The organism is Pseudomonas sp. H11T01 (assembly GCF_048515765.1).
Lineage (GTDB): Bacteria > Pseudomonadota > Gammaproteobacteria > Pseudomonadales > Pseudomonadaceae > Aquipseudomonas.
The window spans coordinates 131,010-145,148 of record NZ_JBLYED010000009.1; the positions used below are offsets into that span (position 1 = coordinate 131,010).

Consider the following 14,139-nt stretch of genomic DNA (forward strand, 5'->3'; position numbering starts at 1 on the left):
AGGCTATGTAAACCAGAACCTAAACGTATCCTTCATCGAGGCAAATAAAAATGATGGAAAACACCAAAGTCGTTTTTTCCCCTTTCGACGGTTCTCTCGTCGGCCACGCCAATACGTCCTCCGAGGCTGAAGTCGAGAAAGCCCTGAGCGTCGCATACGAGATCTTCCGTGATCGCAAGCAGTGGCTTTCTAAGCCCAAGCGCATCGAAATCCTCAAGCGAACGGCTGAACTCATTAACGAGCGCAAAGTGGCGATCGCCACCCAAGCCGCCCGAGAAGGTGGCAAACCGCTCAAGGACTCCATCACTGAGGTGGAGCGTGGGATCGACGGAATCCACAGTTGCATCGAAGTCCTGCGCTCAGACGCAGGCAGCGTCATCCCTATGGGCTTGAACGCTACTTCGAGCGGCCGCGTAGCCTTCACTCAATATGAGCCTATTGGTGTTGTGGCTGCAGTATCGGCGTTCAACCACCCGTTCAACCTGATCATCCACCAGGTAATCCCAGCCATCGCCGTCAGCGCGCCCGTGATCGTAAAGCCTGCCGGCAACACTCCGCTGAGCTGCAAGGTGCTCCTCGATATCTTGGCCGAAAGTGGTCTGCCCACCGGCTGGGCGCAGATGGTGCTCCCGACGGATAACCAGATCACTACCAATCTTGTATCTGACCCCCGAATAGGATTCTTCACCTTCATCGGCTCCGCAGCTGTCGGATGGATGCTTCGTTCGAAGCTTGCTCCTGGCACCCGCTGTGCACTGGAGCACGGAGGTGTGGCACCAGTGATCATCGCAGCTGATGCCGACCTAGATGACGCGCTGCCTCGGGTTGCCCGTGGTGGTTTCTGGCACGCAGGTCAAGCCTGCGTCGGCGTGCAACGAATTTTCTGCCATAGCAGCATCGCCGAAGAAGTCGCGGAAAGGTTAGGCAGACTCGGAGACGCTATGGTCGTTGGTGACCCTTGCGAGATGACCACTGATATCGGCCCGCTAATTAGCGAGCGGGAAGTGCACCGCGTGGCTCAGTGGGTAGATGACGCGATAGCGGGTGGTGCAGAGCTAGTCTCCGGCGGTCGAACGTTGAAGAACAACTGTTACGCTCCAACCGTGCTTTTGAACCCTCACATCACATCCGATGTAATGCAGAAGGAAATATTTGGCCCCGTCGTGGCTGTGTACGCTTTCGATGACCTGGACGCTGCGCTTGAGCTAGCCAATGCACTACCCTTTGCATTCCAAGCAGCGGTCTTTACGCAGAACTTGGATATAGCAATGCACTGCTACCAAAATTTCGACGCTACTGCCGTAATGATTAACGAAAACACCTTGTTCCGAGTGGATTGGATGCCTTTTGCCGGCGCACGACTTTCTGGACATGGTGTTGGAGGTATTTCCTACACAATGGAAGAAATGCAGATAAAGAAAATGATGGTTTGGCGATCTAAGGCTATTCAGTAACGGCCACATAGAGCTCGACTTCAACTCTTACTGTGTAGCAAAATCTGGTTAACCAGCCAGGTTTTGCTACACAAGACTTCTCATTAAAAATGAGAAGTCCATTAAGCCCATTAATCACTGCGACTTGCTACACATTACTCACCTCAAACTGCCCAACCAGCTTTTGCAGCTTATTGGCGTTGAGCCTCACCGTTTCCGCACTGCTTTGCACCACAACCACAGTCTGGCGCATCTCAGAGGACGACTGCTCGACCTGCTTAATCGTCTTACCGTAGTCGAGGCTGCGCTTGTTGAGCTTCTGAATGACCGTGAACATGCTTTCCACTGCATGATGCAGTTGTACGTTTTCCGAGGATGCTTCTTCGGCCAGACGCAGGCTGTTATCGACGTCCTTGACCCCTTCCTCCATGAAGCTGACGGCTTTTTGCGTTTCGGTCTGCAGGCCTTCGACCATCTGCCGAATGTCGTCTGCTGCCCGTGATGTCCGCGATGCGAGACTGCGAACCTCGTCGGCGACCACTGCAAAGCCACGACCATGCTCTCCCGCACGAGCGGCCTCAATGGCGGCGTTGAGTGCCAGCAGATTGGTTTGGTTGGTGATGTCGCTGATCATACCGGTGATATTACTGATCTGTGCCATACGAGTATCAAGCAACTGCACGCTGGAGGACGAGCGCTCGACTACATCCCGAATCGAATGCGCCCCCTCTTGCACCGCGAGAAACTGCTCCCGTGCGCGCGCAACCACTTCATCCATTGCATGCTTCATTGCTTCAGCACTGACTGAGGCTTGCTGGATCTCGCTCAACTGGTCTTCGACAATGATCATCATGTGATGCACTGCTTCTGCGACCTCATTTGAAGTGAGGCTTGCTTCCTGGCTACGACCAAGCATCAATTGATTGGTCTTGCCGACATTGCGACTGGCCTTCACCACCTGTCCAACCACAGAGTCAAGGCGATCGATAAAGCTATTGATCCAGCGGCCCATGTCGCCAGTCTCGTCGTTGGCCATACGTGAGGTATCGAGGCGCTGGCGAAGATTGCCTTCGCCCTCTGCAATAGTTCTAATCACACCCGTCAGTTCGTTCATCCTTGCAGCCAAACGCTTTGGCCCTAGCAAGCTGAACAGAACGGTGGCGAAGACCAAGCTCAAGATCTCGATACCATTGATTACCCCCTGCTCCAAGCCACTGTATTGCTGGACTATGAAATTGCAGGCGAGTAGGCCTGTCAGGGTGGAGAGATAAGGCTTCATCAAGCTGTAGCTGAGAGAGCGCCGACTATAAACCTCTTTCAGATCGGCCTCGCACATCATGCCCCAGCGATCAGGTGACCCAGGCAATTGGAAGGTGACACCCTTACCAACCACGGGGATGTGTCGGTAGTCCGAATAGCCGGGATAGGTGACAAACAGATTAGAGCCGGTGCGGATGGTTTCACGTACACCGGGATGCAGTTGCTGGGTCGCTGGGTCGGTGAAACGCAGCTCAAGTTCAGTGTGCCGCTGGATCTGCACGGTTTTCCAAGGCGTGTATACGCCGCTTTTGAGATTCTCCCCATGGTTGAACGTACCATCCTCAAAGCGTGAACGCGACAACGCGGTTCCCGGCTGGATAGCGGGATCAAAGCGTGACTGAGCCATGAACAAATAGTTATCACCCGACTCGGCAAAAATATGACCGGCCTCACGTTGGATAAGATCGCCCAGAACATCGTTTGGCACACGGCCGCACAGGCAACCCTGGATTTTTCCGGCTACCTTCAAGGGCTGATAGAACATCAGGGTTACTTCATCGTGGAAGCGCGACGATGATGGGCCTATTTGCAAGGTCAAAGGGTCACTATGGGGGCCGTGAAGAAACGGAGCCTTCAACCCGTCGGCTAGCGCTTCAGATGGACTAGATTGACTTTTAACTCGCCCACTCCAAGTCGAGACAATGACAGTGCCGATTGCATCGACTACAAACAACTCCGAAAAATCTTCAGCCTGGCTTAGTTTATCCAGCAGTGAACTGTTGTCGATATGCGCGAAATCACGGCTGAGATTTTCAGCCAGTTCTGCCAGGTGCCCCCACTGCTCGCGAGTCCAATTTTGCAGCAACTGCACGCGAGTTTCAGCAATTGCTTCGAACGTTTGTTCCATCACCGGATAAGCCGACTTATTGAGACGGCACGACCAACTCATGGCTATTTTCCCGGTTTTACCAAACCAAGGTAACCAGTGTTTTTCGTCAAAGGATAACTGCATGGAATTGCTTGATAGCGACATTTACTTCCCCAACTGCGAGATTAACCCGATTGTTTGCTGACTAGCTTCAGCTCCCGCATCAGGCTGCGAACTTTACTCGTCAACCCTGGATGAATTGCTGGCTTCGGTATAGCTGCAGCCTTGATCCAAAAAAAGTTTCGCAGCTTCGCATTAAAACTCAGCGAAAAAAAGAACGATATTCTTTAGTCATCAGAGCCACTACCTGACGAACACGCTCTCCTAAATCAGTGTCCGAATTGATTAGTCCACTACAAGCCTTTCGAGTACATCGACATGCTCTATAATCTGAAATACCGTCATGACTTCAACAATCAGTTGTCACCGACAGTGCTCGTAGAGTGTTATGTCATTAGATTACAGAGCATCCGGGGGCGATTCACCCGTCATAGTAAAAAGGGTCGAACTGCAGGCGTCATGGAAATTTTAAGGCCATCCTGAATCTCATGAATGCCTCCGCCAACCGAAACCTCGTAAAACATTAACCATTCAACCTAACGACGGAGGCTGACCCGTCCACCTAAACAGGTCAGCCTCTACCCGGCATTAACATTAGAGCATTACTTCAAGCCTTCAGCTAAAGCAGCCAGCCCGTAGTAAAAAACCAAGCTACTAAGCTACCTGTCTTAGCAATTCAAATCTATGTGGAGCCACTACCTTTATAATCATAGCCCCCGCACAACCGAGCAAGAACGACACAGCAACAATCGTTTCCAATATAGATGATGCGGTATTTGCGTTATCACCACCTACAAGAGAAGGAAGATTTTGCAGTGCAATCACCAAACAAAAAACCAAGCCTGCCAATCCGCCTATCGGTGCAATAACCGTGCTCCAAGTCGAGTGTTTTTCACTGTCCCTGCGGAAGAAGAGGATAACAGACAAGCACGTTAATGAAAGAATGGCCATATACCCCAATGTTCCCGCAGTTCCACCCCACGCGTAAATTTGAGTAACCGGATCCATACCGATAGCAGCACAAAGGGCAACAGCCACAACCGAGAGAGCGGTTTGCAAAAGGGAAGAGACAAACGGCGACCCGTGTTTATCATGGATACTGCTCACCCAGGAGTGGAGTACCCCGAAACGACCCAGCACATACTGGTATCTAACGACAATATTATGAAGTGACAGTATGCAGGCAAACAGGCTAGTAATTAACAGAACCTGCATCACATCGACGAACACCTTATTAGTATATTTTTCGGCCATGACAAGGTACAAATCACCGGGATGATCTGTAGCCATTTTTACGACTTCAGAGACACCTATGCCATTAACCTCACACCACATTGACAATGTATAAAAAGCCCCAACCAAAAACACAGATATATATGTAGCCCTTGGTATGGTTACATCTGGATTCACAGCCTCCTCTCGGTATACCACAGTCGACTCAAACCCGATAAAACAGTAAATCGCAAACAAAATCCCAAGACCAGGAGATCCCGATACTATCGTGTTGTAGGAGAAAGGCTGAAATGATTCGGCCGTTATATTTCCTTGCCAAAAAATGGCAGAATTCACAGCCAGGACGATGATAATTTCGAGTACAAGGGCGACACCCAAAAACTTAGAGCCTAGTTCAATTTTTTGATATCCCAAGCATCCTACAATGCCTACTACCGCCAATGTCAAAATCCACCAAGGCACTGTTACTCCTACAAGGCCTGAGACAAACTGAGATATAGCAAACCCAACATAAGACTCCAAAGCAATCAATATCATAAAATACGATATGACAGCCATGGTTGCCGAACCGAGCCCCACTGATCGCCCTAATCCTTTCTGAATGTAGGCATAAAATGCGCCTGCATTGGTAATGTACTTAGACATGTAAACAAAACCAACGCTGAACAGGAACATAATCAGTGTCGCGAACATCGCGTCAAAAGGTGCAGCTGCACCGTTTCCCATCGAAATAATCAGCGGAGTATTTGCAACCATCACTGTCAGGGGCGCCGCAGTTGCAACAACCATCAATACAATAGACCCGACCCCCAAGGAACCGGATAACCCTTTTTTCGTTTGGAGCGATTCACTCTCTGAGCCTTGCATTGGAGCACCTCTATATTATTGTTGTTAACGATCTCATCCTCGACAGCCCCTGATTAAAGGCATGTCACTTAGAGCGACATACTTCACGCTTCCAAACGTTTTTTTCGACGATAGACCACGGGCGATCTGACCAGAACTTTACAAAGATCTAGTGATGCCTCATTTTCTCGACTCTTTAAACTTGAATATTTAAAGACTGAACCCCGTTCAAATTTTACGCAATTCGTATTTATCAGACCCAGCGTTAGTTTTCGATTAACAGCAAGCTCCCCCCCTTGCTGAATCGCTCTAATCCAAGGTTTTTGGCGTAGTAGCTTTAGATTTTGGGCGCAAAAAGAGCGTCTAAAGCCCCTCTATTTTTGACGGAAGAGAGGTTGTTTGGGGTAGAGACGATGTTTGGGATCAGTTCCAGTGCCCGAGCGAGACGCATAAAAGTCCGATGCCAGTACAGGCATTGGGCTTGGATTTCTTGTGGCCAATCCCCAGTTCGGCGAACAATACGACGTATGAAGCTCTCCGCAATGTCAGCCCCTTGCTCGCCTCCCGAACCGGCCTGGATACTGCAGAAGATTCAATGACGATAGTCGCGGCAAAAATCGCCGAGCTAGTCGCGCTCTAGTTTTATCGTGCACCCAGAGTCGCCATTCGTTTGCGGCTGTTCGAAAAAAGTACACTCTATCCCTTCGGTCAAACAGACCTGCCTCCGGCATGCCTGTTTAGCGTTGGCTAAGCGTCCGATTTTGGCCGATTTTGTTGAAAAAGTCGGTCATCAGAAACGGCCTGATCATTGAACGGTGAAAGCGCTTTTTTACACGCTGCTAAGTGAAATTTGCTTTGGAAGCCTCTTCCGAAAGTGAAGATTTCAATCTCGGACGCGCACTTTTCAGCTGCGCAAACCATGGCACAGTGCGTCTATGACGAAGCGGCAATCGCTGACGGATCCTCAAGCCCGCTGGACCGCAACTCCAGGTGGCTCGGCGTTCTACGCCTATTCCACGAACTATCCGATCGATACCGAGTACGGCGTCATCGTGCGTGTGGAACCCACACCGGCTCATCGGACATCCGAGGTCGAGAGCACCAAGACCATGATCGACCGCGTCGAAGCGCAGTTCGACATCAAGCCGGAACGCCTGATTGGCGACACCGCTTACGGAACCGCGCCAATGCTGGCCTGGATGGTGGAGGAGAAAGACATCGAGCCGCATGTGCCATGTGTGGGACAAAACCGAGCGCAAAAATGAAAGCTTTTCGAGCAACGACTTCCTCTGGAATGATGAGGCTGAGGAATATCGCTACCCAGCCGGCAACGCATTGCGCAGCGAACGGCGAGCCTTCAAGAATGAGCGTTCGCACGTCACCAAAGCCAACACCATCATCTTCCGATCCCGGCAAACCGACTGCGCGAGCTGCCCGATGAAAGCCCAGTGCTGCCCGCACCGAACACTACGTTTCGTAAGATCGCTCGCAGCGTCCATGAAGCCGCGCGGGATGTGACTCGGCGCATCGCCGCAACGCCGACGTATCAGCGCTCTCGCCATGAACGTAAGAAGGTCGAAATGTTGTTTGCCCACCTCAAGCGCATTCTGAAATTGGATCGCTTGCGACTACGTGGCATGTGTGGCGCGACCGATGAGTTCACGCTGGCCACCACGGTGCAGAACCTGCGCCGGCTGGCCAAACTTTTACCGCAAGGGCCATCGGTCACGGGATAGGTGCGCCTGCACCAAGCAAAAAACCTCAACTTAACCCAATAAGTGAACAGCTTCACCGCGACGGGCGACTGCCCTGACTTCGCTCGATATCCAGGTCCTTATCAGCCCGACATTTTGCTCTGTTCAGCCTCCGGGGGTGATGGCAGTTCTGAGTTCTCAAAGCCACTTCCGTGATCAGGAGTAACGTATGAGAATTGGCATTATCGGTTCTGGCGCCCTCGGCTCCAGCGTTGCACGGGCACTAGCGAAAAAAGGCATCGCTGCCACTATTTCAAACAGTCGTGGCCCGGAGTCGCTCGCATCCCTGGTTGAAGAACTCGGGCCCTCCATCAAGGCTGGTAGCCAATGCCGTATGGCCTATTTTTTATACCGTTGCATCTGACTCAGCCGAGCCTGGGGCAACACCCACCGCGAACAGAATCATCACGACCGCAATGTTCGCGAGTGATGGGCTTGCGCCGGTGATCATGGCCACGATTATTAGCCTGGGCGGTGGCTGGCATAGTCTTTCTTCATGGCTGGCTGTGCATTGGCTGGAGTGGTGTTGCAACTGTGCACCAGCAAACCTCTTGAGAAATTGCACCCTACTTGACCACCCGTTTGCATTGCATATGACCACCCATTTGCATTGGACCTGACCAGCTGTTTGCATGGGACTTGACCAGATGCTTTAAATGGATTCCTCAGAGTATGAGAATTTTGCTCTCGGCCATTTTCAGATCACAGTTGGGTAACTGCACGGACTTGCCCTCCCATGTGCATTCGACCTGACCAGTCATGTGCACCGTAATTGACCAGCAAAATTCGTGGAGACATGACCGGCAGAGAACGGCCAGAAGAGGACGTCTAGACTATGGAAAATAAATCTGTCCCCATCTGCTACGCACTGAATCCAAGCGATTTGCCACAACTCAACTCGACGTGGCGTTTGTCACTGATCCACTTCGGACCTATCTTAGGCGCACGATCAGGATTAAGTGCGGAGCGCCGGCATGGAAGATAGAGAGCAGCTGTACGCCTTGTTGGCCCAAAAAGACTGGGAGGCGATTGGTAAAATCATCTACAAGAACAAGAAGGCGAGGACGCAAGACCCCTTTTTGTCCCAGGTTACTACCTTCTTTGAGGCTGAGTTTTTTACCTTCGCAGAGCCTTTGCCGGCTGCTGCGCGCGCAAAGCAGTTTGAGTTCACTAACTTGATTATCGAACTAGGTCAGCACGGCTTTAGCCAGGCCTTTGTGGATCGTTTTGTGGATGAGCGTTTGAAGCTAATGCAGGAAACCAAGCACTCTGCACTACTCAACTACGCCCAGTCGTATCAACACCGCCCCTTGGCCAAGCAGATCATTCAGTCTTTTTTGCAGACAAAACCAGAAACGGTTGCCGCCAGCCTGCGTGAGAACCTGACAATTCGCGCAACAGAAGTGGTGGCCGGCAAGGCCAAAACCATTCGCCTGTTCAAGTCTAAGCAGGAAGAACACTTCTATGAGGCTGTGCGTCGGGTTTTTCCGACCTATCACCCCTACCCTAACGTCGCCTTAAGCTGTGTATTAGATTACCAGGCCATCAAAGATCAATTGTCCGAAAAGGCTAGGTCATACTTCTTCCAGGCCATCATCGACAGTGTGGTGTTTGATGTGGGCAGTGGGTATGAGCCGAGATATTTCATTGAGCTTGATAGTAGCTTCCATGATAAGGCTCAGGCTCAGGCCAATGACCAGCTAAAGGACTCTATTTTCCGAGCAGCGAACACCAAGCTCATTCGCATCCGGCCCCTGAACGCCAAGGCCTCGTCGGTCGAAGAGTTTGAAAAGCTAGTACGTGAAGTGATGCGCCAGCTTTAAACAATAAGCATAAAAAGACGGGTGGTACCATCCCTTGCGTAGATAAGCTGCAAGCAAAGGTGGCGCGGATCGTAGGAAACGGGGGCAGATTTGTTTTTCCTACTATAGACGCCCGTTCGTGGCGACTACCATCGTTGCTCACCGGCTGGTTGCGTCGACCGGTTGAATCCACAGCCAAAAGCAGTCATTCATATCCTGTTTTAGAAGGTCGCCATTATCATGGCTTTCACCTCCTGACCGCATGCAAAGAGCCCTATTTAGGCTGCGGGTGTAAAAACATCGGAGGCAATCATCTACTGCTGATTGATAACAGATGAGCGGCAATGCGGAGCCTTGGCGATAGGCTATCGTGCTGTACGTAGTCGATAAAATTTTCGTTACTTTCATTTACAGCATGGAGGCACAGTGAAAATCTCCAAAGTAATAATTGAGAATTTTCGATCCATCGAAAAAGCCGCTCTAAACCTGACAAACTTCAATATCTTAATTGGGCAAAACAATACGGGGAAAACCAACTTCTTCGAAGCAATTAATTGGTTTTATACCGGGTCCGGAATTTCCAGTGATATGAAATTCCAAAGAGATGCACAGAGAGAAATAACTGTGAGCCTGGAATTTGTAGGGGCTCAACACGGCGCTGAGAACATGATAAATGACGGAAACCGAAGTAAGATTCAAAATGTGCTAGCCGGATCTGACATAATAAAAATCACCCGCCGCAGTTCAGATCCAAAGAAACGGGTCGTAAAAATAAACGGAGCGATTATTAAAAACCCCACAGGGTTCGATACCGCACTAAATGATTTCCTGCCCAAATTCGAATACATTCATACTCGACAATACTACGAGGAACTCACAAAATACAATCAAAAAAGCGCTGTCGGAATAATGCTTTCTTCTGTTATCGAAGAGATCCTAAACGACGACCCGAAGTATCGGGCATTTAGAAGCACGTTTGATGACTTATTCAATTCGGAAGACTCTGCGATAAGTGGCCATTTCAAAGCACTGGGAGAATCTGTCAAAAAGCACTTAGAGAAACAGTTCTCAGAATGTTCAAAAGTTTTCTTTGAGGTCCTATCACCAGAATTTAACGACCTCCTTAAAAAATTTGAAACTGTAGTAGATGATGGTATTGAAACCTATGCTAGCGAAAAAGGCGACGGAATGCAGCGCGCGCTCATGCTGGCAATTATTCAAGCCTATGCTGAATATCGGAAAGCACGTGAGGATGCTGGAAAGTCATTTTTATTCTTTATTGACGAGGCGGAGCTGCATCTTCATCCCACAGCTCAACGCAAGCTTAAAGAAGTTCTATTTGAGCTAAGCGAAAGTTTAGATCAAGTAGTAATTAGTACTCACTCTTCAGTTTTTGTGGCTGATTCTCGACCAACTGAAAGCGTATTCAAAACCGAGAAAAATGACTGCAAAACCGAAATATTTAAAACTGATGATAATGACAAGCCATACATAATTTATGATCTGCTTGGTGGAAGTCCAGCCGACTTGCTACTGCCAAGAAACTTCCTGATTGTGGAAGGGCCTAGCGAACTTGAACTACTGGCGCGAGTAATCAAGCGACACTATTCGGACAAGCCCGTAATCCATATTATTTCCGCAGAAGGCGACACCCATCAGGCCAAAAGATCCATTAATGCCATATCGAAAGCTTATTCTCCGATGAATGTCAGCATCTACAACGAGCGAACAATAATTCTCTGTGATAAACCTACTGAAAAAGCAAGGCAAGGATTTGATAATTTCATTGAGAGCCACATTGAACTTCATCATCGCGGACAAATAATAATTTTACCATACGGTAGCCTAGAAGAATGCTACCCCAATGAGGCAGGATGGCAGAGATCAGAGGAGGAAACTAAAGGAATGACTGGCCATCAAAAAAAGCAGCTTTCAAAGAATGTGGGGGACTTAATTACGAAGGAGGTGTTCGAATCTGACATGCCCACTTTGTTCGCCGCAATATCAAAAACGTGGGCTAACGCTTTTTGATATTTGACTAGGGGGATACCTCCCCTTGAATAAACTGCTGACGTCCGCTATCTCGGGTCGATACCTGCCAGTTCCGAGCGGCGCTTCTCGACCCGAACCGGTCAGTCGTGACAGGCAAAAAACGACCCAGGCTGTGTGAAAACGCACGCATCGTTTTGAAGTCTGCGTTACTACGTGAAATCTGCCAGCGTTTGCTTAGTCAGAAGACCTGAAGTTTTCATAGGAGCGCGATTTTCGTTCCGGCTCTGACCGTCAAACCTGCTCTAAAACGTTTTCACACAGCCTCGGTCGAAAGCGGCGACTCGCCCTGAGCGGACACCAGTCACGTAGAGCTCATTTTCTTCGAATTTAGCAGCGAAATCTATTTTTTATGCAGCCAAGTTGGCAGGCACCATAGTTATAGTAAAAATAAGCTATAACTGGCTATAACTGGCTATAAGTTCCTATAGTTCAGGATTGGCTTAGCCCAAAAGAGACATCATATTAGGTTGCAATCAGAGCCCCCCACTGGCGGATTGTCGCTGAGCTGGCTGCTTTCGGCCCAGGCTGTGTGAAAACGTTTTTGAGCGAGTTTGGCAGGTGGACACGCAACAGAAATCGCGTTCCTACGCGAATTTCAGTTTTGCTTACCAGACAAACGCCAGCAGATTTTACGTAGCAACGCAGACTTCAAAACGGTGCCTGCGTTTTTACACAGCCTGGGCCATTAGCGGACGTTATTGCGGGGCCGCTTCCGGCCAGATTAGGTCATTGACCTATCTGTGCCAGGGGTAATCCTGTGTCGGCGGAGCCAGCGCCAGAATCGCTCTATAATCGCTCTATAATCGCTCTATAATCGCTCTATAATCGCTCTATAATTCCCTATAAACCTTATTCGTAAGCGTCCGCCAACACACCTTGCGCGGTGGCAGACCACAAACGCGCGCTCGAAACGCAGCTTCAAAGCTCAAGCCCCCTGAGACATACGCCTATACCCTTTCGAGCAGCATCGGCAGTACTTCGGCGGCAGCTCCCAACAGCATGAACTCCCTCTCTTCACCCATTGCAACGTCTGCCTTATTCACGTGAATGACCGAAGCCCCAGACGCCAACGCAAGGTCGGGAAGGCCTGCGGCAGGCATGACGATCCCAGAGGTGCCCACTGAGATCAAAAGATCGCAATCCTTGACCAGGAGCACTGCTGCCTTCCAAGCCTGGGGTGGCAAATCCTCTCCGTACCAGACCACCGCAGGACGCATCTTGCCATTACAACGCTGACATCTAGGAGGCTCGATCAGAGCGCCCTCATCCGGTATTGCCGATTGATCTGGTGACACAACCGCAGGCCGATGGCAGGCGAAGCACTTGGGCATTGCCAAACTGCCATGCAAATGCACCACATTTAACGATCCTGCTCGCTCATGGAGGTCGTCAATATTCTGGGTGATAACAGAAACCTGGCGTAGTGAGTTAGCCATGCGAGGTATCACAAGATGTGCGGCATTTGGCTCTGCTTGAGCGACTCGGAGCCGCCGCCACAGATACCATCCCCATACCAATGCTGAGTTCTCCCGAAAGGCTTTGGCCGTCTCTAAATCCCTCGGATCGTAACCTGCCCAAATTCCAGAAAGTTTTTCGCGATACGTGGGGATACCGCTATCGGCGGAGATTCCAGCGCCAGTGAAAAAGACCACCTTCTTGGCCTTCTGTAGTGCGTCTACAGCTTGCTCTATGACAGACATGGTACCAATCTTCTCCTACCTTCCCGCTTTGCGATTTAATGAGCTGTCGCTGAGCATCATTGAGCGTAAGGCGCGGCCCCTAAGCTTTTCGTTGATACCCTATCTCATGTGTTTAGGGCAATAACTCCGCTCCTGCAGAGCAGGCCGGAGAAGGCAAAGTTAGTGGCAGAACACGCCATGACCCATCGGGCCCAAGCTATTTGGTGAGGGCCATTTACGGGAGAACCCTCGGTGCAGAGGAATTCGCACATCCTTTTCCTTGATTTTGATGGCGTCTTACACCCCGACGCCGTCTACTTGTCTCGCCAAGGGCCGACACTGAAGGTCGAAGGTACGCTTTTTATGTGGGCGCCGATTCTTGCCAATTTGCTCGACGATTTTCCAATAATCTCGTTGGTATTGAGCACCAGTTGGGTTCGACATCTTGGCTATAAGCGAGCCCTTGGCTATCTACCTCTCGAGCTGCGAGAGCGAGTTATCGGAGCCACGTGGCACAGCTCGATGGCTAAAGGCTGGGTGGATGAAAACCAATGGGACGGGAAGACAAGATACGACCAGATTTGCCGCTATGCTGCCCGCTCAAAGCTTCGGCACTGGATCGCCCTTGATGACGATGTACAAGGATGGGCAGAGAGTTCAGCGCAACACCTCATTGCCTGCGTACCCGACCTTGGACTCGGCTCCCCCCAGACCCAAAAAGAGCTGCAAAAACGTCTGGGGGAAATATGCTCACATCAAGGTTAATGTCGCGAACCACCTGTCCAGCTTTCAGAACCTTAAGGATAACGAACGCTACCGCAAAGTAGCCGAAACTGATTCTGAGTACATGCAGGCGGTAGTATAAATCGCCCCTGATTTCCTTGACGCATCCGAATGGCTGGTTTTAGACGTCTACCGCCCCTCGTGACAGGCAGAAAACGGCCAACAGCTGCCGTTCGAGGCGGGCCGTTTCTGACCCCGATCCAGCTGGAGGATGTTTGGCGACTCAGGATGTGATCGGGGGGGTAGTGATCCTGGCTGTGGGTGGACAATGAATTGCCTTTTGGCGAGCACCGCATCATACGAAGCGGA

The 14,139-nt window shown here is 50.4% G+C and carries 7 protein-coding genes and 3 pseudogenes; 7 read left to right on the forward strand and 3 right to left on the reverse strand.

Annotated elements, in window-relative coordinates; genetic code table 11:
- Window positions 1-50 precede the first annotated feature (50 nt).
- A complete protein-coding gene (locus ACN1C3_RS14210; RefSeq protein ID WP_419116441.1) occupies window positions 51-1,454 on the forward strand; it encodes an aldehyde dehydrogenase family protein in 1,404 nt (467 codons plus the stop codon).
- Window positions 1,455-1,581: 127 nt separating this feature from the next.
- On the opposite strand, the gene ACN1C3_RS14215 is transcribed toward ACN1C3_RS14210, so the two are convergent.
- Both ACN1C3_RS14215 and ACN1C3_RS14220 read right to left on the reverse strand, forming a co-directional pair.
- Entirely contained in the window at window positions 1,582-3,726 is a 2,145-nt protein-coding gene (locus ACN1C3_RS14215; protein ID WP_419116442.1) for a methyl-accepting chemotaxis protein, read from the reverse strand.
- 609 nt (window positions 3,727-4,335) lie between these two features.
- Window positions 4,336-5,781 (reverse strand): APC family permease, encoded by a 1,446-nt coding sequence (locus ACN1C3_RS14220; RefSeq protein WP_419116443.1) that lies wholly within the window; start codon window positions 5,779-5,781, stop codon window positions 4,336-4,338.
- Between the two features lie 920 nt (window positions 5,782-6,701).
- On the opposite strand from ACN1C3_RS14220, the pseudogene ACN1C3_RS14225 reads away from it, so the two are divergent.
- From ACN1C3_RS14225 to ACN1C3_RS14245, 5 genes and pseudogenes are all read left to right on the forward strand, one after another.
- Window positions 6,702-7,496, forward strand: a pseudogene (locus ACN1C3_RS14225) (transposase); the annotation flags it as partial.
- A 187-nt stretch (window positions 7,497-7,683) separates the two neighbouring features.
- A pseudogene (locus ACN1C3_RS14230) lies at window positions 7,684-7,842 on the forward strand (NAD(P)-binding domain-containing protein); the annotation flags it as partial.
- Window positions 7,832-8,088 (forward strand): annotated as a pseudogene (locus ACN1C3_RS14235) (MFS transporter); the annotation flags it as partial. The pseudogenes ACN1C3_RS14230 and ACN1C3_RS14235, both read left to right, overlap by 11 nt.
- A gap of 400 nt (window positions 8,089-8,488) precedes the next feature.
- The gene (locus tag ACN1C3_RS14240; protein WP_419116444.1) at window positions 8,489-9,337 is read left to right on the forward strand and encodes a DUF2726 domain-containing protein; all 849 of its coding nucleotides are present in this window, start codon (window positions 8,489-8,491) and stop codon (window positions 9,335-9,337) included.
- 405 nt (window positions 9,338-9,742) lie between these two features.
- Window positions 9,743-11,347 (forward strand): ATP-dependent nuclease, encoded by a 1,605-nt coding sequence (locus ACN1C3_RS14245; RefSeq protein ID WP_419116445.1) that lies wholly within the window; start codon window positions 9,743-9,745, stop codon window positions 11,345-11,347.
- Between the two features lie 968 nt (window positions 11,348-12,315).
- Here the strand turns inward: ACN1C3_RS14245 and ACN1C3_RS14250 are convergent.
- Window positions 12,316-13,068 carry an SIR2 family NAD-dependent protein deacylase gene (locus ACN1C3_RS14250; RefSeq protein ID WP_419116446.1) on the reverse strand — a complete coding sequence of 251 codons (753 nt, stop codon included), beginning with the start codon at window positions 13,066-13,068 and terminating at the stop codon, window positions 12,316-12,318.
- A gap of 231 nt (window positions 13,069-13,299) precedes the next feature.
- Between ACN1C3_RS14250 and ACN1C3_RS14255 the strand changes: the two genes are divergently transcribed.
- A complete protein-coding gene (locus tag ACN1C3_RS14255) occupies window positions 13,300-13,812 on the forward strand; it encodes an HAD domain-containing protein (RefSeq protein WP_419116447.1) in 513 nt (170 codons plus the stop codon).
- The last annotated feature ends 327 nt before the right edge of the window (window positions 13,813-14,139 follow it).